A 20,534-nucleotide genomic window follows, 5' to 3' on the forward strand; every position below is an offset into this window, starting at 1 on the left:
AATCTAGGGCGCTGCATATCGCAATTACCATCCTACGTTTCCGTCAAAAGCCGCCGAGCGACTTTCGGGAACAGGTCCTGACCGCGCTCATGGTCAGGCGCGCGTGAGGACCGGGATGGCGGTCTCCCACATCGTAGGCGGAGCCGGGCGCCAGTGTAGAGCCCGGCCCTCACGACTTAACACTTAGCCCTTCGCCAGCGCCCGGAATTGCTCTGCGACGGGGGCGAACATCTGGGTCATCATGTGGCCGACCGGGGCCGAGACGGTGGTCATCGAACCAGCCACAATCGGCGGCTCGGGCGCGTATTCGGCCTGCAGCACCAGCGCCTCGGCATAGTCGCGGCCGCGCAGTTGCTCGGTCAGAGCGATGGCGAAATCGAGGCCTGCCGAAACGCCTGCACCGGTCAGGATGTTGCCGTCCTTGACCACCCGCTCGTCTGTCGGAATCGCGCCGAAATCTTCCAGCACCGGGAAGGTCGCCCAGTGCGAGGTTGCGCGCTTGCCCTTGAGCAGCCCCGCCTTGCCGAGGATCATCGAGCCGGTGCACACGCTGGTGATGTGCTTGGCGCGCGAGGCGCGGTCTTTCACCCAGGCCATCACCCGCTCTGACTTCATCACGTCCATCGTGCCGGTGGTGCCGCCCGGAAAGAACAGCACGTCGAGATCGGCGGGGGTGTCCTCCAGCGTCACCGTCGGCGAAATGGCGAGGCCGAGGTCCGAGGCGACCGGGGCGAGATCAGGCCCGGTCGTCACCAGATGCACCTTCGCGCCGAACAGGCAGGCGAAGAAGTAATGCGGGCCGACCAGATCAAGCGCGGTGAAGCCGGGGTAGAGCAGCATCGCGATCTGTTCGTTTTTGAACAGGTTCTCGCCGAACAGATCCTGCATCGTCGTGTCGTGCTGCGCGGCCATCGCCTGCTGTTCTTCGAGGCTGGGCGATCCGGCGGCGGGGGTGTGGTCCCCCGCCGTTTGCGCCATCGCCCGCTCGATAGCGAGGAAGGGGGCCAGCATCGCCGCCCCCGTCATGCCGCCCAGCAGGGCGCGTCTGTCAAGGGTCATGGGTCTGTCTCCTCTCAAAGTTCGAAGCCGAGCGTAACGAAGGCCGAGCGCGGGTTGCCCGGACGCACAACGTCTTGCGCGAAATACTGGTAGGGTACGAAGTAATCGGCACCGAACAGGTTATCGATCCTGAGCCCGACGCGCATCCCGTCGATGGTGTAGCTCGCCTGCGCATCGGCGACGACATAGCCATCGACCTCGGCCCCGTTGGGAAGCGCGATCACGCTGTCGCTGGCCGCGGTCAGCCCTGCGCCGAGTTCCAGCCCCTTCATGCCCCCGTCAAGGAAGCGATAGCGCGCCGCGATCCGCCCGCGATGGTCGGCCACGCGCGGCAGGCGGCTGCCGACCGGGATCACCGTATCGGCGGTGACGCGGGCATCGCTGTAGCCATAGCTCGCCAGCAGCGAGAAGGCGGGCGAAGGCTCGTAGATAAAGTCCGCCTCGATCCCCTCGCTGCGCTGTGCGCCGGTCTGGATCGAGGTGAAGAAGGTGCCGGGATCGGGCGTCGGCACGTTCGTCCGGTCGAGCCGGAAGGCGGCGATGGTGCCCGACAGGCCGGTGTCGCCAAGCGCGAACTTGACCCCGCCCTCCCAGCTTTCCGAGCGTTCGGGCACGGGGCTGGTGGTACCGTTGAAGAAGATCGACAGGCGCGATCCGGTGGCATAGCCCGCGAACAGGCTGACGCCATCGGTGACGTCGAAGGTAAGGCCGACGCGCGGGTCCCATTCGTGATAGACCTCGTCATTGCCCGCTCCGCCGACGAACTCGGTCAGGCCCAGCCGCGAATAGCGCAGCGAGGCGAGCACATGCAGGCGGTCAGCGATGGTCAACTGGTCCTGCACATAGGCGGCCAGCGTCTCGTAACGGTTGGTGTTGAAGCCGGACAGCGCGGGCACGGGGAAGAAATCGAAGTCGGACGCCGGATCGGCATAGTCGAAGGCCTCGACGTTGAAGAGGTCGAAGCCGATCGCCGCGTCGTAATCTGCCCGGTCCCACTGCACCCCGCCGAGCACGACGTGCTCGATGGCGCCGGTGGTGAACTCCGCCGTGAGCGAGCCGTCGACCGTCCATTCGTCAATCGAGGCGGGCAATTGCGCGCGGATCTGCGGGCAGGAGGTGGCGTTCAGCCCCGAGGCCGCACCGCAGGGGAAGAAGGCGAGGAAGGGCGAGGTGGCGAATTCGCGGAAGTCGTTCTCGTAGCGGCGGCCGCGCAGGTTGAAGGTGAGGCCTTCACCGAGACGCTGGGTCCATTCGAGCTGCGCGGTGAGGTTCTCCACTTCGGTCTCGGGCGCATTGGTGGCGCCGGTGAAGCGTTCGGGATCGACGCGCGGGTCGTCCACGAAGATCGCCGGAAGGCCCGCATATTCGAGCTGGGCGATGCGGGTATAGGTGAAGCGGCCGACGATCTCGGTGTTCTCGGACGGGGCAAAGCGCACCGACGGGGCGATAAGCAGACGCTCGATATCGACCACCTCGATATTGTCGTCGGACGACTGGTATTCGGTCACCACGCGGGCCGAAAGGCTGTCGGTCAGCGCCACGCCCGCATCGGCGGCGATGGAATAGGTCTTGAAGCTGCCTGCGCGCACACGGGTGTCGAGAAAGCTCGTCCCGTTGGCCGTCTTGGAGACGAGGTTGATGAGCCCGCCCACCGGCGAGCCGATCCCGCCGCCGAACAGCGTGGAGGTCGGCCCCTTGGCGACTTCGATCCGTTCGACATTCCACAGGCTGCCCGGATCGATCACCGCGGTGTCGCCATAGCCGATCAGGCCATCGGTGAAGATCTCGGCTTCGAACCCGCGCACGATCGGGTTCACCAGCACGATCTCGGAGGGGAGCGAGGGCACCACGCCCGAAACGTTGCGCAGCGCCTCGTCGAGCGTGACCAGTTCCTGATCCTTGATCAGTTCGGCGGTGATGACCTGGATCGATTGCGGCACCTCGATCAGCGGGACGGGGGTGCGGGTGACGCTGGCTTCGTCGGCGGTGTAGCTGCCACGGGAACCGGTGACGGTGATATTGCCCGGGGTCCAGCCGCCGGTTTCGGGTTCGGCTTCGGGGGCCTGTTCCTGCGCGAAAGCAGGCGTGGCGAGTGCGGTGGCCGCAAACAGGGCGGCAAGAGAGATGCGGTTCATTATCGTCGTGTCCTTGGTTTGGAGGGGTTCAGCCCACCAGCCGCTTGAGCTTGGCGAGGGCGCTGGGATTGGTTTCGTCGTAGGCGATGATCGACTGGAGCTTGCCCGATGCGTCCATCAGGTAGACGCTGGCGGTATGGTCGATGGTGTAGTCGCCGCCGGTCGTGGGCACCTTCTGGTAGAAGGCGCGGTAGGCCTTCACCGCCGCGTCGACCTCCTGGTCGGTGCCGGTGAGGCCGAGGATCGGGGTGCCGAACAGCGCGACATAGCGGCCGATGTCTTCCGGGCTGTCATAGCCGGGATCGACCGAGACGAAGACGATCCGGAACTTGTCGCCGTCCTTGCCCAGCTGTTTGCGCAAGCTTGCCATGCGCGAGAGCGTGGTCGGGCAGACATCGGGGCAGCGGGTGAAGCCAAAGAAGATCGCGAAGGGGGTGCCCTTCAGGGTCTGGTCGGTCACCCGCGAGCCATCGGGGGCGGTCAGGGCGAAAGGGCCGCCGATCAGGTCGGCATAGGCCGCCTGATCGCTCGCGGGCGGGGTGCGGTCGGGGGCGAACATGGCGACAAGGCCGATGCTCACTACCAGCAACACCACGCCCCACAGGGCAAGGCGCAGGGTCTTCAGCCCCTCGGCCTGCCGCTGCGGCGAGACGTCCTCCTCCAGTTCGGGGAAGGGATCAGCCATGGGGCTTGTCCTTCCCGTGCGTGCCGTGATCCATCGCGGGCATCGCGCCAGCAGGGCGAACCTCGAGCTGGGTCTCCAGTGCGCCCGCGCCCGCGAAGGTCAGGGTGAGCGGCACCCTGTCGCCCGCCTTCAGCGGCTGTTTCAGATCCATCAGCATGACGTGGAAGCTTCCGGGCTTGAGCGTCACAGTGCCGCCTGCGGGCACTTCCAGCCCGTCTTCGAGCTGGCGCATCTTCATCACATCGCCCTCCATCGTCATCGTGTGGATCTCGACCCGCCCGGCCACCGGCGTGCTGCCGCCGGTCAGCCGGTCGGCGGCGGTGCCGGTATTGGCGATGGTCATGAAGGCCCCGCCCGCGTTCTGGCCCTCGGCCGTCGCGCGCGACCAGGGGTCGGTGACGGCAATGCTGCTGGCGGCGGTTTCGGTGGCGGCGGGAGCTTCGGCCTCGGGCGCGGCGTTGCAGCCCGCAAGGAGGACCGCAGAGCCGAGCAGAGCGGCGGCAAGGCAATTACGGATCATGGCAAAGTCTCCAAGGATTAAAGAGAAAGGGAAGATGCGCCCCGACGGGCGGCAGCAATTTCACGGGTGATGAGATCGGCAACCGTGCGGCGCTCATCGAGACCGAGGCAGGTGGCAATCTCGATGCGGCGGGTGCGGTGTTCGAGGAACAGCCGCAGGTGCGCAGGCACCGAATCATCGATCACGAAGCGCGTGGCGGCGAGCGGCCATTCGATGGTCTCGTGCGCAAGGCTACGCCACAGCAGCCGGCCCTTATCGAGCGCCAGCCACTCGGCAGCGGGCTGTGTGTGGCGGTGCCAATCGAGCACGCCGACCAGCAGCGCCATGGTGCCGATCGCATAGGCGGGCACCAGCCACTGCCCGCGTAGCGCAGGCAGGATCGCCATCGCCATGAACACGGCGATCAGCACGGTGAAGGTGACGCGCGCATCCTGCGACAGGTGCGAACGGTTCTCCTGCAAGTGCAGGATCAGCCCGCCTTGCTCGGCGCACTGCGCGGGATGCCCCGCGTCCGGCTGCCCTGAGGGGCAGCTCTCAATGGCATACATGGGAAAAAGCTCCGACAGCCCGCCGCGCCGCAAGGGCGCACAGCCGGGCTTACCGACACAAGGGGTTCAGCGTGTCAGGCGGAGAGCGGCGGCCCGCGCAATTGCGGCCGGAGGAAGGGAAGTTCGCGCCGGGGAAGCGCGGGGAGCGGGGCAAGCCCGATCAGCAGGATAAAGGCGATCGCGGCCGCCAGCAGCAGCGGATCGGCCCCGCCGAGCGCTGAATGGCCGAGGCCCGAGAACGCGCAATGCGTCGCCTTGGCGGCCGCATCGGCATGATCGCCGCCCGTGTCCTGCTTGCCCGGAATGGCGATCTGCATCTGCTTGGGCGTCCCGCTCGCATCCGAGCAGATCGTCACCGTCAGGAACCGGTCACCGTCCGCCGAGAGCATGAACCCCGCCGGCACCACAGCCTTCACCGCCAGCGCAAGCGCCAGCAGCACCAGCGTCAGCCGGGCGTGGTCACGGATCAGGGCGCGAAGGGAGCTCATGACGACAAGCGCGTTAGCCGCTCAGCGCAGCTTTGTCACGGTCTACGCTGCCTCAGGATCAGTCGGCCAGCCAAAGATCATGCGCATCGATCCGCAGCCGGGTGACTGCCCGCATCGCCTCGGTGCGGGCTTCGGGTTCGGTGCCATGTTGGCCCGTGCGGCTGCCACTGCATCCGGGGCCATGAAACCCGATATCTTCCGTCTCTCTGGCAACTCCCCCGCGCATTGGCTGCCGAGCGCGTGGGACGTGTCAGGAACTGAAAGGGCCGTAACTGAAAGAGCGCGAAGAGAGCAGGCGGAAGCGCTGGCGACAGCGATCGAGAAGAATGGGCTCCAAGCCGATCAAAGGGCGGAATGCGTGAAAGAGGCGCTGCGCCAATTGGGCGAGGCGGTTTGGGCTGCGGCTATTGCCGGGTTTGGGCTCACACTATTTCGGTTTGCCGAGGTGAGCAGCAGGGCAGGGTGACACTGGCGAGATCAATTCTCGAACCTCGCCTGATAGATGCACGCGCATTCCCCAGGCCGGTCGCATTCGGGCAGTGGCAAGACCTGCGTTGCATCCAGAGCTATCACGCGCCCACCGACCCGGCCTGCACGTTCGCAAGGGCCAACAGCCAGCGCAGAGGGTCGCAACACTGCGGCCTTGATACCTGCCCCAGCCATCCTTCGCAGGTCGCGGATGCTGCATAGCGCGGCGCTGATGGCGAGCCCGATCTTACAAGCTGCGTCTATGGGGTCTGCGCGGCCACGTTCATTCAGGGTGGCGAAGAACTCGGCCGCAAGCTTCACTCTCGGGCTCAGACCAAGCGCTGCCAAGGATGCTTTGTCGAGCGGCGTCCCCCGCTTACGCAAATCGTCATAGGTCACGAACCGGTCTGGGTGCCCGTCAAACGTCTCGCGATAGAAGGCGCGCACGTCGGCGCGATCGTCCGTCAGGCCCACAAGGTAGAGTGCGTAGTCGATCGCTGTATGCTGGTCGGGCCATGATGGCGGGGCCATGCTTGCGCTCCTCCAAATCTCACCCCGGCATATTGCGCGTCGGTTGATCCGGCAAGCGGCTGCGCCATCGGGGAGCAGATTGGGGAACACGTCCCACAAAAGCGGAAAAGCTCAATTTTTTCAGAGGCAATTGGCGGAGAGGGTGGGATTCAATTTGACATAGCAAACCATTGATTTTTATATTCTAAAAATTATCTGACTTTTATCTTACCCTCAAATCTACCCCCTGATTTTGATCGCTTGCCATCTAGGTTTGTCCACCAATATCGAAGCTCCCTGACGCCTTCTACTCAGTTCCTTCAACCGCTGAAAAGAGCGAAGAAGCCATCCCTCCGCTCCCGTCATTCTGACAACCCACGCACCGCCACTTTAGAAGCCAAAAAGCTCCAAACCAGCACCGATGCGCTAGGAGAAGCCGGAGAGTGCCGTTTGCACCTAGCGACTTCATGCCGTTTGGCAGGCCAAATACATTATATGAAAAGCGCGACTGACAGCAGTTCGATCGTGCAAAACGACCTAGACTAGGAACAGTTCGGCCATCGCATCAAATATGGCTTCCGCATCGAGGCGATAGGTGCGGTAGAGATCGGGGAGATCGCCGGCCTGGCCGAAACGGTCGGTGCCGAGCGGGCTGACCCGCTGCCCGCGCACCCCGCCGAGCCATGACAGCGCGGCGGGCGAGCCGTCGAGCACGGTGACGAGGCCGGCGTCGGGGGCAAGCTGGCCGAGCAGGCTCTCAATATGGCTGGGCTGACGCTCCCCGCCGTTCCAGCGCGCGGCGCGGGCCGCCGACCAGTCGCGGTGCAAGCGGTCGGGCGAGGTCACCGCAAGCAGGCCAAGGCCGGGCAGGTCGTCCTGCAATTGCTCCCACGCCGCCAGCGCCTCGGGCGCGACTGCACCGCTATAGGCGATGGCGGCCTTGGCCCCCGGCGCGGGCTCGCGCAGCCAATAGGCTCCTGCCAGCGCGCCCGCCTGCCATGCGTCGTCACCGCGCGCCTGCTGTTCGATCTGGCGAGTGGTGAGGCGCAGATAGACGCTGCTGCCGCCGTCCGCCTGCATATGCGCGAAGGCCCATTGCATCAGCAACGCGACCTCGTCGGCAAAGGCAGGCTCGAAGCTTTCGAGGCCCGGCTGGCCCATGCCGATCAGCGGGGTGTTGATCGATTGATGCGCCCCGCCCTCGCCTGCCAGCGTAATGCCCGAAGGCGTGCCCACCAGCAGGAAGCGCGCGTCCTGATAGCAGCCGTAATTGAGCGCATCGAGCCCGCGCGAGATGAAGGGATCATAGACCGTCCCCACCGGCAGCAGCCGCGTGCCGAAATGCGGCGCAGCAAGGCCCAGCGAGGTCATCGCGAGGAAGAAGTTGTTCTCGGCAATCCCCAGTTCGATGTGCTGGCCCGCGGTGTGCGCGATCCACTTCTGTGCCGAGGGGATCTTCGCCTTCTGGAACACGTCCGCCAGTTCCTGCCGCCGGAACAGCCCGCGCTGGTTGACGAAGGCGCCGAGATTGGTTGTCTGGGTCACGTCCGGCGCAGTGGTGACAATGCGGTCGGCAAGAGGTTCGTCCGACTTGGCGAGATCATAGAGTACCTTGCCGAAGGCGGCCTGCGTCGATTGCACCGCCCCTTCCGGCACAGGCAAGGCGGGGACGGGCACGGCTGACGCGCGGTGCTCTGCCGCTTTTCGGGCGATCAGACTGTCCTTGACCAGCGCCTCCAGCCGTGCGGCAAGGTTGTCGCCGAGGCCCGCCCAATTGTCCCACTCCTGCCCCGGTTCGATGCCGAGTTCATCGCGCAGACCTTCGATCTGGGCGGTGTTCATCATGCCGGAATGGTTGTCCTTGTGCCCCGCCAGCGGCAGACCATAACCCTTGACGGTGTAGGCGATGAAAAGCGTGGGACGGTCGTCGGTCACGCTGTCGAAGGCCTGCGTCAGGGTTTCAAGGCAATGCCCGCCAAGGTTGGTCATCAGCCGGGCGAGGCTTGCATCGTCATGATCGGCAAGCAGCTCCGCAATGCCCCGAACGCCCGCCAAATCTCGCTCCAGCCGTTCACGCCACGCGGCGCCGCCGAGATAGGTCAGCACCGCGAAGTCGGCGTTGGGGCAGCTCTCGATCCAGTCTTCGAGCGCCTTGCCTCCCGGACGCTTGAAGGCCTCTCGCTGGAGCCTGCCGTGCTTCAGCGTCACCACCCGCCAGCCGCAGGTCTCGAAGATGTCGTCGAAGCGGCGGAACATCCGGTCGGCGGTGGTCGCGTCGAGGGACTGGCGGTTGTAATCGACGATCCACCAGCAGTTCCTGAGATCGTGCTTGTAGCCCTCGATCAGGCATTCGTAGATGTTGCCCTCGTCGAGCTCGGCATCGCCCATCAGCGCGATCATCCGGCCGGTGTCGCTTTCGGCAAGCTGGCCGTGGGCGACGAGGTAATCCTGCACCAGGCTGCTGAACGCGGTCACCGCCACCCCGAGACCGACAGAGCCGGTCGAGAAGTCGACGCGGACAGTGTCCTTTGTGCGGCTCGGATAGGACTGCACGCCGCCAAGCCCGCGGAACGCTTCGAGCTTCTCGCGGGTCTGTTCGCCGAGCAGGTAGTGGATCGCGTGCAGCACCGGCCCCGCATGGGGCTTGACCGCCACCTTGTCCTTCGGCCGGAGCGCATAGAAATAGAGCGCGGTCATGATCGCCGTCATCGAGGCGCACGACGCCTGATGCCCGCCGACCTTCAGCCCGTCACGCTTCTCGCGGATATTGTTAGCGTTGTGCACCGTCCACGAGGACAGCCAGCGCAGCCGCTGCTCGATTACTTCCAGCAAGGCGATATGCCCGGTCTCGGTGGAAGTATCCGGCGGCGTGAGGGCAGCGTCAGACATGAGAAAAAGCTCCGTGGCAAACCCGCGCTGTCGGATATCGGCGCGTCATGCAAGGTCGATCAGCTGCGCAGGCGGCGGCGGATCGACAAGCGGATGAAAATCGCGCGCGCGCCGTTGATACGCGAGGCGGGTGAAGTCGAGATCCAGCGCGCCGGGCGTAGCGACTTTCCAGGTATGGCGCGCGATCGGATTGTAGGCGGCCTCGTGATGGCTGCTCGACTTGACGATGACGATGTGCCGCTCGGCAAGGCGGATGCCGAGATCCTCGAAGATCGATGTGGCGAACACACCGGCGCGCTTGGCACAAACCACGATATCAACCCCGGCATGGCGCAGCCAGACGGCCGAGCCCATCGAATAGGGCACGTCGATCGCCATCTGGGCGAGATCGCGGGTGATGGCCATCACTTCGACCTCGAGGTCGAGCGGATCGCCCGAAGTCGGCCCGGTCTTGCCGCCAAGCCGCACAGCAATGCGCGCGCCCACCCCTGCATCGTCGGCGATGCGGACCACGGCGGGATCGTGGAAGCTGGCAATGGCGACATTGCGCAGCCCCCGTTCCAGCACGGCAGCAAGGAAGAACGTGCTGTCCCCCGGCGCGCCGCCGCCCGGATTGTCGGCATGATCGGCAAGAACCACCGGGCCCTCAAGCGCGGCAGCTCTGTCCAGCGAGGTGGCGATGTCCGGGTAATCGGGCCGTAGGCTTTCGCGCGCGGCGATCAGGCTGGCAGCGATTTCCTGCGCGGTCGCAGCGGCAGCCTCGGCATCGCCATCGGCATAGCACAGCACCCGCGTGCCGGTATCGGCGGTGTCGCCCCAGGGAAAGCCGTGAGCAATGGTGGCAGAGAGGATGCCCGTGCGTTGCTCGATTTCGTGCAGGCCATCAACCAGAGCGCGCATTGGCCCGGCGAAGGTCGGGTAGATGCCGATCATCCCGGTATCGACCAGCGCCGGCACAGGCCGCATTTTGCTTTGCCGCGCGGCATTGCAGATCGTGAACAGTTCCGCCGCGCGCTCGGCAAAGTCGATATGGGGGTATTCCTTGACCGCGATCAGGCAGTCCGCCGCACGCACCATCGCTGGCGTCAGGTGACAATGGCAATCGAGCACCGCGCCAATCACGGCGTCAGACAGCAGATTGCGCATCCGGGCAAGCAGATCGCCTTCGCAATCGTCCTCGTCCTCGGCCATCATCGCCCCGTGGAGCTGGAGCAGCACCATGTCGAGCGGCCCGGCGGCGATGCAATCGGCAAGGATGGCGTCACGCAACCCGCGGTAAGCCTCGCCCACCACGCGCCCGCCCGGCTGCGCGAAAGTCGAGATGCTTTCGATCACCTCCAGCCCCTCGGCCTCGGCCATGCGGCGGAACAGCGCGAGCGGACCGGCAGGATCAGCGGCCGATCCATCGCGCGTGATCCCGTTCTCCTCGAAGGCGCTGCGGCCGGTCGGGAACGGGGCAAAACTGTTGGTTTCGGTCACCAGCGCAGCGATGAACAGCCGGGCCATCAGGCGATCCCGAAGTGGGTCGAGACGCCGCCGACCACGCGGTATGCCGCATCGACGAGGTGCAGGCGCCGCCACTTGTCGAAGGTAGTGCAAGGGTGCGAGATTCCGAACCCTATCAAGTCGCCAAAGGCAAGGTCGCAAGCGGGCGGGACGATCAGACAGGCGTGCTGATCGAACAGGCGCTCGGTCGTGACGCCTTCCAGCGCCCGCGGCGCAGCGTCGCGGCCCGGACGAACATGCCACAGCGGCACCGGCAGGCCCGCATCGCTGGAGATATGGCGCTTGCCCAGCGCGGCGATGGCCTGCCCGGATTCGGGACGCGACTGGATGTGCGCCCAGACTTCCAGCGCAGGCTGGAGCCCGCCTTTGGGGAGGTTCACGAGCCCGCGCGCGGCGATCCCGGCAAAGCCTGCGGCATACATGCCGTGATCGTGGGTGAGGTAGCAGCCGCTGCGGAGCACCGGACGGAGCGGCCGGGTGGTGCTTGCGGCGGCTAGCATGGTGCGCGCGGCCTGATCGAAGAACAGCGAGCCCCCGGCTGACACGATCACCTCGTCACTTTCGAAAAGGCCTGCCGCATCGATCGCGCGCACCGCCTCGGCAAAGCGGGCCAAGTGCGCGCCGCTGGCATCGCTGTGGGCATGGACGCCCTCGAAGATCTCGACCCCGGCAAGCCGCAGCGCCGGTGCGGCGGCGGCAGCGGCGGCGACGGCGAGCGCCTCTCCCGCCGAGCGCACGCCTGCGCGCTGGCCGGAATCGCCGATTTCGATCAGCACCTTCAATCGCCCCGCCCCCGGCGCCCCCTCCAGCGCCTGTGCCAGCGCATCGACCCCGGCGATGCTGTCGACGAGGCAATGGACCTCTGCTGCCGGAAAATCCGCCAGCACCCCCGCCAGCGTCTCGAGGCTGCGGCGGCCGACGACCTGATTGGCGATGATGATCCGCCCGATCTCCCATTCGGCATAGAGCCGCGCATGCAAAGGATGGGCGGCGGTCATCCCCCACGCCCCGGCGGCGATCTGGAGCGACATCAGTTCAGGGCTCATGGTGGTCTTGCCATGGGGCGCAAGGCTGAGGCCGTGGGCATCGGCGAAGGCCTGCATCCACGCCAGATTGTGATCGAGCGCAGGCTTGCGGATCACCGCCGCAGGCAGCGCGACCTCATCGGCGATGAGGCTGGCATGTGGCTCGTTCATCTCGTCTCCCTGCTCAGGCCCATGAAGCCCGGCGTTTCTAGCGTCAGTATCGCCCCCCGTCAGACCCGATCGCGACCCGGCCGCAAATCGAAAGGCTTGACAGCGTCATAACTGGGATTAGGCTCAGTTTTACTTTTGGGGGTTCCGGGCAGGATTCGCAAGGCCCGAAATCAAGCGCGGGGTGCGCGCCGGCATGGGGAGGTGCAAGACGTATGCAGGGGAAGATGATCCGCCGGGTGGCCTTGCTGGGCAGCACCGCAGCGATAATGACCGCCTTGGCTCCGCAGGCCGCGCTAGCGCAGGACAGTGCGGACAACGGGGACCAAGCCAACCCCGCCAACCGCAACGAAATCATCGTCACCGCCAACAAGCGTGAGGAACGCCTACTCGATGTGGCGGGCAGTATCTCGGTGGTCGGCGGGGAAGATCTGGAGCAGCGCCAGGCGCTCGATCTGCAGGACATTGCCCGCTCGGTGGCAGGGCTCAATCTCCAGCAAGGCGCGACGCCGGGGGTCAACCGCATCATCCTGCGCGGCCTCAATGCCGGGGGTGACGGGGCGACGGTCGCCTCGGTGGTCGATGATGCACCGCTCAGCTTTTCGGGCGCGAACACCAACGGGGCCTTCGTCGCCAGCGACTTCCAGGCCTATGACCTCCAACGCATCGAAGTGCTGCGCGGGCCGCAGGGCACGCTCTACGGCGCGACTTCGGAAGGCGGCCTGATCCGCTACGTCACCAACCGGGCCGACCCGTCGGGCTTTGCCGCCGGCGGCGAAGTCGGCGGCGCATCGGTCGATCAGGGTGGCAGCGACGGTTTTGCCCGCGCCTACATGAACCTGCCGCTGGGCGAGAACGCCGCGATCCGCTTCACCGGCTTTTACGACGGCATCCCCGGCTGGGGCGAAAACCCGCAACTGGGCGAGGACGAGATCAATGGCGGGCGGCGCTATGGCGGACGGGCGAGCCTGTTCCTGCAGCCGACCGACAGTCTGACGATTACCGCACTGGCGCTCTATCAGGACGGCAAGTTCTTCGGGAACGGCGCGGTTGAAGCGAACGGGCTGACCAACCCCGCCAATCCCTTCGGGCTGGTTAACGGCTACACCTACCGCAGCAACACCCGCAACTTCGCGACCAACAAGTACCAGCTCTACAGCCTCAACATGAACCTTGATGTCGGCTTCGGCACGCTGCAATCGATCACCAGCTACGGCGAGGTCGATGTGGTGAGCCTCAACGACGTGCAGCCCTTTGCCAATGCATTGGCGCCCAATTCCTCGGTGCGCAGCAACAACACGGTCGGGCTGGGCAAGTTCACACAGGAATTGCGGCTCGCTTCGGATGTCGGCGGCGAGACCTCGGGCACCCGGCTCGATTGGCAGCTGGGCTTCTTCTACACCAAGGAAGATGTCGATTTCCTTCAGGATTTCACCGTCCTTGCCCAGCCCTTGCTGACCCCGATCGCCAGCTTCGTGTCGAACACGCTGCCCTCGCAGTTCGAGGACGTGGCGGGCTATGCCAATGCGACACTGCATTTCGGCGAGCGGTTCGATATCGAGTTCGGCCTGCGCGTCGCGCGCAACAATCAGCGCTCGCAGCTGACCCAGTCTGGCCTTGCCGTGGGCGGCACGACTATCGTCAGCCCGGCCCGCACCTCGGCGGAAACCGCCACGACCTTCCAGATCGCACCGCGTTTCCGGATCAATGACGATGCCATGATCTACGCCCGCGTCGCACGCGGCTATCGTCCCGGCGGGCCGCAGATCCCGGTGCCTGGAGCCCCTGCCACCCTGCCCGATAGCTTCGGCAGCGACAGCACGCTGAACTACGAAATCGGCTTCAAGGGCTCGCTGTTCGACAAGATGCTGACAGTCAATGTCGCGGCTTTCTATATCGACTGGACGGATGTGCAGGTGCTGACTGGCGTCATCGTCGGCGGCAACCAGTTCACCATCACCGGCAATGTCGGCGAAGCGGTGAGCAAGGGCTTCGAATGGGGCTTCGAACTGCGTCCCACCGACGGCCTGACGCTGAGCGCGATCGGTGCCTACACCGATGCGACCTTCACCCGCGCCGAACCCGCCATCGGCGCGCTGGACGGTGACAACCTGCCCTATGTCGCAGACCTGACGAGCACCATCGGCTTCAACTACGAAACCGCCTTGTCGGACAATTGGGACGGATTTGTCGCGGGCAGCTGGACCTATACCGGCGAACGCGTGTCCGACTTCCCGTTCAAGATCGAATTGCCGAGCTTCTCGACCTTCGATGCTCAGATCGGCGTGCGCTCGGGCAAGTATGCTGTCGAACTGTTCGGCAAGAATCTGTCGGATGAGCGCGGGATCACCAACTTCGTCCCGGTCGGGGCGACCGGCGGGGTCGGCACGATGGGGATCATCCGCCCGCGCACCATCGGCATCAGGCTCACGGCCGACTTTTGAGCACGGCGGCCGAACAGCTCGACGCGATTTTCGCGCCCGCAAACAGCACCCGCGCGCCGGGCGGCGTTATTGCCGTCCGGCAGGCGGGCGCGATGCTCTACCGGCGCGGCTATGGCATGGCGAGCATCGAGCACGGGGTCGCCAACACCCCTGCTACGCGCATGCGGATCGGATCGTCGAGCAAGCAGTTCGCTTGCATGGCCGCGCTGCTGCTGGCCGAGGACGGCAAGCTCGATCTCGATGCCCCGCTTGACCGCTGGGTGCCGGGTCTCCCGGGTTTTCCCGCCATGCCGAGCGCAAGGCAGCTGATGAACCACACCAGCGGCTACCGCGATCATCTCGATGCGGCAGGCCTTGCCAATGGGGGCGCGAAAATCCGGGATGGCTGGGCGATGCAGATGATCGCCCGCCAGACAGGTGCGAACTTTGCTCCGGGCAACGGCCAGACCTATTGCAACGCGGGATATCACCTTCTCTCGGCCGTGATCGACGCGGCGGCGGGCGAGCGGTTCGAGGATTTCCTCGAACGGCGCATCTTCCAGCCGCTGGGCATGACCGCAACCGCATCGCAGCCGAGCGATTATGTCATCACTCCGGGCCTTGCCACGCTCCATGTCCCGCTGCCCGGTGGCGGCTGGCGGCGCGGTCTGTTCCCGACCGAGGAGATTCGCGGCGAAGGGGCGATGGTCTCCACGGTCGATGATCTGATGCGCTGGCTGGCGGAGCTGAAGGGCCCGCACCGGCTGGCGAGCGCGGAAAGCTGGCGGATGATGACCGATGCGCCGCTGCTGCCCGATGGCACCCGCGCAATCTATGCGCTGGGTCTGCATCGCCACATCTATCGCGGGGTCGAAGTGATCCACCACGCCGGCGGGGTGATCGGCGGGGCAGCGCAGGTGATGCATGTGCCAGCGCACGATCTCGACATCGTGATGCTGAGCAATGGCGGGCCGCTTCAGCCGATCCCGACCGTGTGGCGCATTCTCGATACGCTGCTGGAGAGCGAGCTTAGCCCGCCCCTCCCGCCGCTGGCGAGCGCTGGCGATTTCGCCCATCTGGAAGGCGCCTTCTATGGCGGAGCGGATGGCACGCTGGTGGGCTTTGGCGCAGTTGGCGAGGTGCTGGGGATCTCCTTCATCGGCACCCCGCCCTTCCCGATCCTGCGCGATCATGGCGACAGGCTGGTGGTGGGCTTCGAGGAATCCGCGCTGGGCCCGCTGGTGATCGACAAGGCGAGCCTTGCAGCCCCGGCCCCGGGTCAGCCGCCCGAAACCATCGCCTTCAGCGAATCAGGCCGGCGCCAGACCCTGCACCGCCTGACCATCACCGATGCCGACGCCGCCCGGATCGGAAGCGCACTGGGTGGGCGTTATCACAGCATCGATCTGGCCGCCGAGGCGACCATCAACCCCGGCCACCCGGCCCCGATTGCCGTGCGCGGCGAGTTCGGGCAGGTTGAAGGCGCTGTCCGCATCCTGTCGGAGGAATTTGCCGTGGTGACCGAACCGGGTGCCGATCTCCCCAGCGCCGCGATCCATTTCGAGCGTGACGGCGCGCGCATCACCGGCTTCCGCGTCAGCGCGCCGCGCAGCCGGGGCCTCCGGTTCGAGCGGCAGGGATGATCGCCGGACGGCTGGATCAGGCGATCCACACAGCCGCCGCCGATCCCGCCGTGCCTGGGGTGCTGGCGGCGGTGCATGCGCCGGGGCTGGGGCTGACATGGCAGGGCGCAACCGCGCACGAGCTGATGGACGGCAGCACCGGCCATTCGCCTGACACCCCGTTCCGCCTCGCCAGCACCACCAAGATGGTGGTCGCCTGCGCGGTGTTTCGCCTGATCGAGCAGGGGCGGCTTGGCCTGCATGATCCGATCATCGGCATGATCGATCCCGCGATTGCCGGACAGTTGCGCGGCGGGGAGTTTGATCCCGAACGGATCGTCCTTGCCCACCTGCTCGGCCATACCAGCGGGCTGCGCGATCATGTTGCCGAGCCCAGCTATGCCGCCGCCGTCATGGCCGAACCGCAGCGCCGCTGGAGCAGGCAGGAGCAGATCGCGCTGGCGCTTGCCGCCGGGCCGCCCTTGGGAGCGCCGGGGACGTGGTTCCGCTATTCCGACACGGGCTACGTTATCCTCGGCGACATTATCGAGCGCGCCGCCGGTCAGCGGCTTGGGCCTGCGGTGCGAGAGCTGATCGGTTACGAGACGCTCGGGCTTGCGGCGACCTGGTGGGAGGAGGACGAGCCCGCCCCACCCGCGGTCCTTCTGCGCGCGGCGCAATACATGGCCGATGACGAGGCGAGCGGGCATGATCCTAGCTTCGATCTGTTCGGCGGCGGGGGGCTCATCAGCACGGTCGGCGATCTGGTAAAGCTCACCCGCGCGCTGGTGCTGGGCGAGGTGTTCGACCGGCCCGCCACGCTGGCGGCGGCCTATCTCATCAGCCCCGCAACCCGCGCGCCCGAGGCGTTCTTCGTCCATTCCAACGCCTTCATGCTGTTCCCGGTGGGAGCACGCTTCGGGTGGGGCCATGCGGGCTTCTGGGGCTGCGTCGGCGTCTGCCTGCCCGACCGCGACATCACCATCGCCGCGACCATCAACCAGGCCCGCCCTGAGACGCCCGACCGGCTGTTACGGCTGGTCGCCGATCTGTTCGCCGCACTGGAGGGATGATGCCCACCATGAATGAAGTGGAACGCCTGATCCAGCGGCAGGTCGAAACCTATAACGCCCATGATCTGGACGGCTTTGTCGCCTGCTTTGCCGAAGGGGCAGTGCTGACCGAGCTGGCCTCGGGCCGGGTCTTTGCCGAGGGGCGCAACGCGATCAGGGCGGCCTATGCGACGACCTTTACCCGCGTGCCCCGCGCCGGCGTGACGATAACGCAGCGCCTCAGCGCAGGGACGATCGTGGTCGATATCGAGCGCATTCACGCCGACGGCAGCCATGCGGTGGCGATCTACCGGGTCGAGGCGGGGGCGATCACGCACCTGTGGCTCGTCCCGCCCGCGCTGGTTGGAGCGATCGCGGTCTAGGCCGCCTCGCCCCGTGCCCTGGCCTCGGCCAGCGCCTCGGCAAAGGCCTTCTGCGCGGTCAGCAGCACCAGCCCGGCGACAATCAGGCTGGGCACAGTGATCATCAGCGCGCTCGTCAGGATCACGCGTGGCTCGCTACCGAAGCTGTCCGACAGGAACCCGACCAGCGGCGCGGCGAGCGACGCAAGCAGCACATTGACCACGAAATTCACCGAAATCGCCCGCGCACGCAGCGCCGGGGGCGCAAGCGACTGGATCGCGGTCGGCAGGATCATGCCCATCGTGATGTTGATGGCATAGCCCACGAAGATGATCGCATAGAACACCTCGGCCGAGGGCGCGAGCCACAGCAGACCGAGCACCGGGCCGGAGACCAGATAACCGAACATCAGCAGCCGCACCGGAAAGGCCGGCCCGACCCGCTCCGCGAACAGGCGGGTGAGCAACAGACTCATGGCAAAGCCGACCGGGGTTGCCACCAGCGCCGCCAACCCGATCGCCGCGCCGACTTCGGCTTCTGTCTGGGAAAAGGCGCGCAGGCCGATCACCACCACCCACGCAAGCAGTGCCTGATAGCCGAAATTGGCGATGCCCAGCGCCCCGTAAAGCCGCAGCATCGCAGCGCCGCGCCCCAGCAGGAAGTCCTTGAGCGAGCCGGCCTGCACTACCGTCTCCTGCGTCTGCGCCTCCTCCTCGGCCGTCTTGCCGCGCCCGCCCAGCCTTGCGGTGTAGAGCAGCGCGATCATGAAGGGCGCAGGCAAGGCGACCGCGAAGAAGGACAATCGCCAAACCTCCAGCCCCGCCAGTTCCGGCGGCAGCGAGGGCTGCACCGCGCCCACCCCGGCAATCATCGCACCCCCCAGCGCCAGCGCAATCGAGCCCGTCGCCACTGAAACCAGCGCGAAGATCGAATTGGCCAGCTGGCGCTTTTCGGGCGGGAAGAGCTCGGGGATGATCGCAAAAGTCATTGGCGCCAGCCCCGCCTCGGCCGCGGCGACCATCGCAGTCGCGATCAGGATCTGGGTGTAGCTTTGCGCGAGGCCGCAGCAGACCACCGCGAGGCTCCAGACAGTGATGCACACCGCCAGCACCAGCCGCCGATCGATCCGGTCCGCCGCCCAGGCGAGCGGATAGGCCGCCACTGCCGAGAACATCGCCACCGCCGTCCCCTGCAGAAAGCCCAGTTGCATGTCCGATAGCCGGAAGGCGATCTTGATCTGCTCGGCCAGCAGAATGATCACCTGCCGGTCGATGAAGGCGAACAGTGTCACCACCACCAGCACGCCCAGCGTGTACCAGGCATAGGCGAGCGAAGGCCGCGCCGGTGCGGGTGCATCGGTAGGCATCGGCCCGGGGGTGCTCAGATGAATCTCAGCCATCGTGTCCTCGCGGTGTTGAGGTGGAAGCCATCGCCTTCGGCATCGATCAGGATCGCGGCAGTAAAGGGCAGGCCCGGGCGGGTGGAGGTGGCAAGCGCGGTGCGTTCCCCCAGCCAGTCTAGCGCCATGGTGTTGCGGCCGATGGCGTCGGAAATGTGGAGCAGATCGCCCTCGTCCCTCCGCTCGAAGCGCGCTTCGGCCTCGGCATCACACGCGGCCAGCACCCGCGCGGGCAGCGCCGAGGGGCGCGCATCGGGCAGGCGCTGACGGTAAAGCGCGGTCTTGCCGCCAAACCGGATTGCGATGGTGCCATGCGCGGCGAGGCCCGCCGGATCGATCATCAGGGGCGAGAGCGTCGGCGCTTCGCTGCGCCAGCATGTGCCCTCAGGCAGCAACGGCACCACCGGCGGCCCGCCCGCAACGCCCAGCCGCGGCCCGGCCTCGGTCATGGCGATGCTGTAGATCATGCCGGTTGTCTCGGACTGCCATAGCCCTTCCAGCGCGGCGGGAAACTCCGGCTGGGGTGCAGGCGCTTCGCCCCCAACCTCACCCTCACCCAGCACCACATCGGCCGCCGCCAATGCCAGCGCCACCGGATCAGCCTCGGGCGCGCCATTGGCGAGGATCACGATTTCAAGCGCCTCTTCGGGGAACACCAGCATCTGGCTGAGTCCGCCGATCACCCCGCCCGCATGATGGAACAGCGCCCGCCCGCGATGCTCGCCGTGGGTGAGGCCGAGCGCATAGCGCCCCTCATGGCCATCGGCATAGCGCGCGCGCTCGAACAGCTGCGCCCAGGTGTCCGGGCTGCCGAAACGGTCACGCGAAAGGAGGTGCGCCGTCCAGACCAGCATATCATCGATGGTCGAGATGACCGCGCCCTCACCCCGCACATCGGAGTTGGGGAAGATCCCCCGCCGCCAGCCGCCGCCTGCCGGATCAGGCACATGCAGCGTTGCCACGCCTGGCAGGATCAGATGATCGCTCGGCACGCTGGCGGTGTCGTGCATCCCCAGCGGGGCGAAGAGGCGGCGGGCGAGTTCATCCTCAAAGCTCGCCCCTGCCGCCCGCTCGATCGCCACGGCGGCAAGGTGATAGCCCGAATTGCAGTAGATCATCGCGCTGCCGGCGGCGAAATTGCGCCCCTGCTGGCGCGCAGCCAGCGCCAGCGCGCGACCGGGCGGGTTGTCGGCATCCAGATGCGCGATCACCGAGAGGTCGAAATAGCACCGCCCCCCGGCGCGGTGCTGGAGCAGCTGGCGGATCGTCGCCTCGCCCTCCACCCCTTCCAGCTCGGGCAGGTAGCGGCGGATCGGCACATCGAGCGAAAATGCGCCCTCCTCTGCCAGCAGCAGTGCCAGCAGCGCGGTCATGTGCTTGGACGTCGATCCGATGCGGATGCGCGAGGCCGGCGTCAGCGCGCGCGGGCTTTCAAGGCTCGCCATGCCGAAGGCCGCCCGGTAGATCACCGCGCCGCGATGGCGGATGCCGACTGCAAGGCCGGGTGCATCGGCCCGGTCCCAGCGCGCGAACAGGGCGGCAAGACGCGCTGCCAGCGTAGGTTCCGCCGCTCCCTCCGCGCCTCCAATCGACAAAGGCAATCCCTCCCGTCCCGATGCCGCGATGGTGCGGGCGGGCGGGGTGCGAGTCAATCAAAAACTGATATTAGGCCCA

General features: G+C 66.3%; 17 protein-coding genes. 4 read left to right on the top strand and 13 right to left on the bottom strand.

What is annotated here, in order from left to right; translation table 11 throughout:
• Positions 1 to 183: 183 nt before the first annotated feature.
• From PS060_RS00810 to PS060_RS00860, 11 genes are all read right to left on the bottom strand, one after another.
• Positions 184 to 1,059 carry a DJ-1/PfpI family protein gene (locus tag PS060_RS00810; protein WP_273984846.1) on the bottom strand — a complete coding sequence of 292 codons (876 nt, stop codon included), beginning with the start codon at positions 1,057 to 1,059 and terminating at the stop codon, positions 184 to 186.
• 14 nt (positions 1,060 to 1,073) lie between these two features.
• The gene (locus PS060_RS00815) at positions 1,074 to 3,194 is read right to left on the bottom strand and encodes a TonB-dependent siderophore receptor (protein WP_273984847.1); all 2,121 of its coding nucleotides are present in this window, start codon (positions 3,192 to 3,194) and stop codon (positions 1,074 to 1,076) included.
• Positions 3,195 to 3,222: 28 nt separating this feature from the next.
• Complete coding sequence (locus tag PS060_RS00820; protein ID WP_273984848.1) at positions 3,223 to 3,879, bottom strand: SCO family protein; 657 nt, start codon at positions 3,877 to 3,879, stop codon at positions 3,223 to 3,225.
• Complete coding sequence (locus PS060_RS00825; protein ID WP_273984849.1) at positions 3,872 to 4,399, bottom strand: copper chaperone PCu(A)C; 528 nt, start codon at positions 4,397 to 4,399, stop codon at positions 3,872 to 3,874. The genes PS060_RS00820 and PS060_RS00825 overlap by 8 nt, the downstream gene beginning before the upstream one ends.
• A gap of 17 nt (positions 4,400 to 4,416) precedes the next feature.
• A complete protein-coding gene (locus PS060_RS00830; RefSeq protein ID WP_273984850.1) occupies positions 4,417 to 4,947 on the bottom strand; it encodes a DUF2244 domain-containing protein in 531 nt (176 codons plus the stop codon).
• A gap of 74 nt (positions 4,948 to 5,021) precedes the next feature.
• Positions 5,022 to 5,435 (bottom strand): DUF2946 family protein, encoded by a 414-nt coding sequence (locus PS060_RS00835; RefSeq protein WP_273984851.1) that lies wholly within the window; start codon positions 5,433 to 5,435, stop codon positions 5,022 to 5,024.
• A gap of 58 nt (positions 5,436 to 5,493) precedes the next feature.
• Entirely contained in the window at positions 5,494 to 5,661 is a 168-nt protein-coding gene (locus PS060_RS00840; RefSeq protein WP_273984852.1) for a hypothetical protein, read from the bottom strand.
• Positions 5,662 to 5,912: 251 nt separating this feature from the next.
• Positions 5,913 to 6,434: a hypothetical protein gene (locus PS060_RS00845; RefSeq protein WP_273984853.1), complete on the bottom strand. Its 522-nt coding sequence runs from the start codon at positions 6,432 to 6,434 to the stop codon at positions 5,913 to 5,915.
• Positions 6,435 to 6,950: 516 nt separating this feature from the next.
• Positions 6,951 to 9,302 carry a transketolase gene (locus tag PS060_RS00850; RefSeq protein WP_273984854.1) on the bottom strand — a complete coding sequence of 784 codons (2,352 nt, stop codon included), beginning with the start codon at positions 9,300 to 9,302 and terminating at the stop codon, positions 6,951 to 6,953.
• 45 nt (positions 9,303 to 9,347) lie between these two features.
• On the bottom strand, positions 9,348 to 10,808 hold the full coding sequence (locus PS060_RS00855) for a M81 family metallopeptidase (RefSeq protein ID WP_273984855.1): 1,461 nt from the start codon (positions 10,806 to 10,808) through the stop codon (positions 9,348 to 9,350).
• Complete coding sequence (locus PS060_RS00860) at positions 10,808 to 12,004, bottom strand: alanine racemase (RefSeq protein ID WP_273984856.1); 1,197 nt, start codon at positions 12,002 to 12,004, stop codon at positions 10,808 to 10,810. Before PS060_RS00860 ends, PS060_RS00855 begins: the two co-directional genes overlap by 1 nt.
• A 212-nt stretch (positions 12,005 to 12,216) precedes the next feature.
• Here PS060_RS00860 and PS060_RS00865 point away from each other — a divergent pair, with 212 nt between their 5' ends.
• From PS060_RS00865 to PS060_RS00880, 4 genes are read left to right on the top strand one after another with little or no spacing between them, the layout of a single operon-like run.
• Positions 12,217 to 14,445 (top strand): TonB-dependent receptor, encoded by a 2,229-nt coding sequence (locus tag PS060_RS00865; protein ID WP_273984857.1) that lies wholly within the window; start codon positions 12,217 to 12,219, stop codon positions 14,443 to 14,445.
• Complete coding sequence (locus tag PS060_RS00870) at positions 14,442 to 16,067, top strand: serine hydrolase domain-containing protein (RefSeq protein ID WP_273984858.1); 1,626 nt, start codon at positions 14,442 to 14,444, stop codon at positions 16,065 to 16,067. Before PS060_RS00865 ends, PS060_RS00870 begins: the two co-directional genes overlap by 4 nt.
• Positions 16,064 to 17,119, top strand: coding sequence for a serine hydrolase domain-containing protein (locus PS060_RS00875; RefSeq protein ID WP_273984859.1), 1,056 nt, complete (start codon positions 16,064 to 16,066; stop codon positions 17,117 to 17,119). Before PS060_RS00870 ends, PS060_RS00875 begins: the two co-directional genes overlap by 4 nt.
• 8 nt (positions 17,120 to 17,127) lie before the next feature.
• Positions 17,128 to 17,481: a nuclear transport factor 2 family protein gene (locus PS060_RS00880; RefSeq protein ID WP_273984860.1), complete on the top strand. Its 354-nt coding sequence runs from the start codon at positions 17,128 to 17,130 to the stop codon at positions 17,479 to 17,481.
• Here the strand turns inward: PS060_RS00880 and PS060_RS00885 are convergent.
• Both PS060_RS00885 and PS060_RS00890 read right to left on the bottom strand, forming a co-directional pair.
• Positions 17,478 to 18,860, bottom strand: a complete 1,383-nt coding sequence (locus PS060_RS00885) for an MFS transporter (RefSeq protein WP_273984861.1) — start codon at positions 18,858 to 18,860, stop codon at positions 17,478 to 17,480. The genes PS060_RS00880 and PS060_RS00885 overlap by 4 nt on opposite strands.
• Positions 18,842 to 20,512: a serine hydrolase domain-containing protein gene (locus PS060_RS00890; RefSeq protein ID WP_273984862.1), complete on the bottom strand. Its 1,671-nt coding sequence runs from the start codon at positions 20,510 to 20,512 to the stop codon at positions 18,842 to 18,844. The genes PS060_RS00885 and PS060_RS00890 overlap by 19 nt, the downstream gene beginning before the upstream one ends.
• Positions 20,513 to 20,534: the final 22 nt, after the last annotated feature.

This window comes from Erythrobacter sp. BLCC-B19 (genome assembly GCF_028621955.1).
In the GTDB taxonomy this organism is placed as follows: Bacteria; Pseudomonadota; Alphaproteobacteria; order Sphingomonadales; family Sphingomonadaceae; genus Erythrobacter.

What these genes read in the sequence shown, in the direction of transcription:
- PS060_RS00835 (WP_273984851.1), bottom strand. Translation starts at nt 5,435, where the DNA reads ATGAGCTCCCTTCGCGCCCTGATCCGTGACCACGCCCGGCTGACGCTG.
- PS060_RS00860 (WP_273984856.1), bottom strand. Translation starts at nt 12,004, where the DNA reads ATGAACGAGCCACATGCCAGCCTCATCGCCGATGAGGTCGCGCTGCCT.
- PS060_RS00885 (WP_273984861.1), bottom strand. Translation starts at nt 18,860, where the DNA reads ATGGCTGAGATTCATCTGAGCACCCCCGGGCCGATGCCTACCGATGCA.
- PS060_RS00810 (WP_273984846.1), bottom strand. Translation starts at nt 1,059, where the DNA reads ATGACCCTTGACAGACGCGCCCTGCTGGGCGGCATGACGGGGGCGGCG.
- PS060_RS00875 (WP_273984859.1), top strand. Translation starts at nt 16,064, where the DNA reads ATGATCGCCGGACGGCTGGATCAGGCGATCCACACAGCCGCCGCCGAT.
- PS060_RS00815 (WP_273984847.1), bottom strand. Translation starts at nt 3,194, where the DNA reads ATGAACCGCATCTCTCTTGCCGCCCTGTTTGCGGCCACCGCACTCGCC.
- PS060_RS00855 (WP_273984855.1), bottom strand. Translation starts at nt 10,808, where the DNA reads ATGGCCCGGCTGTTCATCGCTGCGCTGGTGACCGAAACCAACAGTTTT.
- PS060_RS00845 (WP_273984853.1), bottom strand. Translation starts at nt 6,434, where the DNA reads ATGGCCCCGCCATCATGGCCCGACCAGCATACAGCGATCGACTACGCA.
- PS060_RS00825 (WP_273984849.1), bottom strand. Translation starts at nt 4,399, where the DNA reads ATGATCCGTAATTGCCTTGCCGCCGCTCTGCTCGGCTCTGCGGTCCTC.
- PS060_RS00850 (WP_273984854.1), bottom strand. Translation starts at nt 9,302, where the DNA reads ATGTCTGACGCTGCCCTCACGCCGCCGGATACTTCCACCGAGACCGGG.
- PS060_RS00820 (WP_273984848.1), bottom strand. Translation starts at nt 3,879, where the DNA reads ATGGCTGATCCCTTCCCCGAACTGGAGGAGGACGTCTCGCCGCAGCGG.
- PS060_RS00865 (WP_273984857.1), top strand. Translation starts at nt 12,217, where the DNA reads ATGCAGGGGAAGATGATCCGCCGGGTGGCCTTGCTGGGCAGCACCGCA.
- PS060_RS00830 (WP_273984850.1), bottom strand. Translation starts at nt 4,947, where the DNA reads ATGTATGCCATTGAGAGCTGCCCCTCAGGGCAGCCGGACGCGGGGCAT.
- PS060_RS00840 (WP_273984852.1), bottom strand. Translation starts at nt 5,661, where the DNA reads ATGCGCGGGGGAGTTGCCAGAGAGACGGAAGATATCGGGTTTCATGGC.
- PS060_RS00880 (WP_273984860.1), top strand. Translation starts at nt 17,128, where the DNA reads ATGAATGAAGTGGAACGCCTGATCCAGCGGCAGGTCGAAACCTATAAC.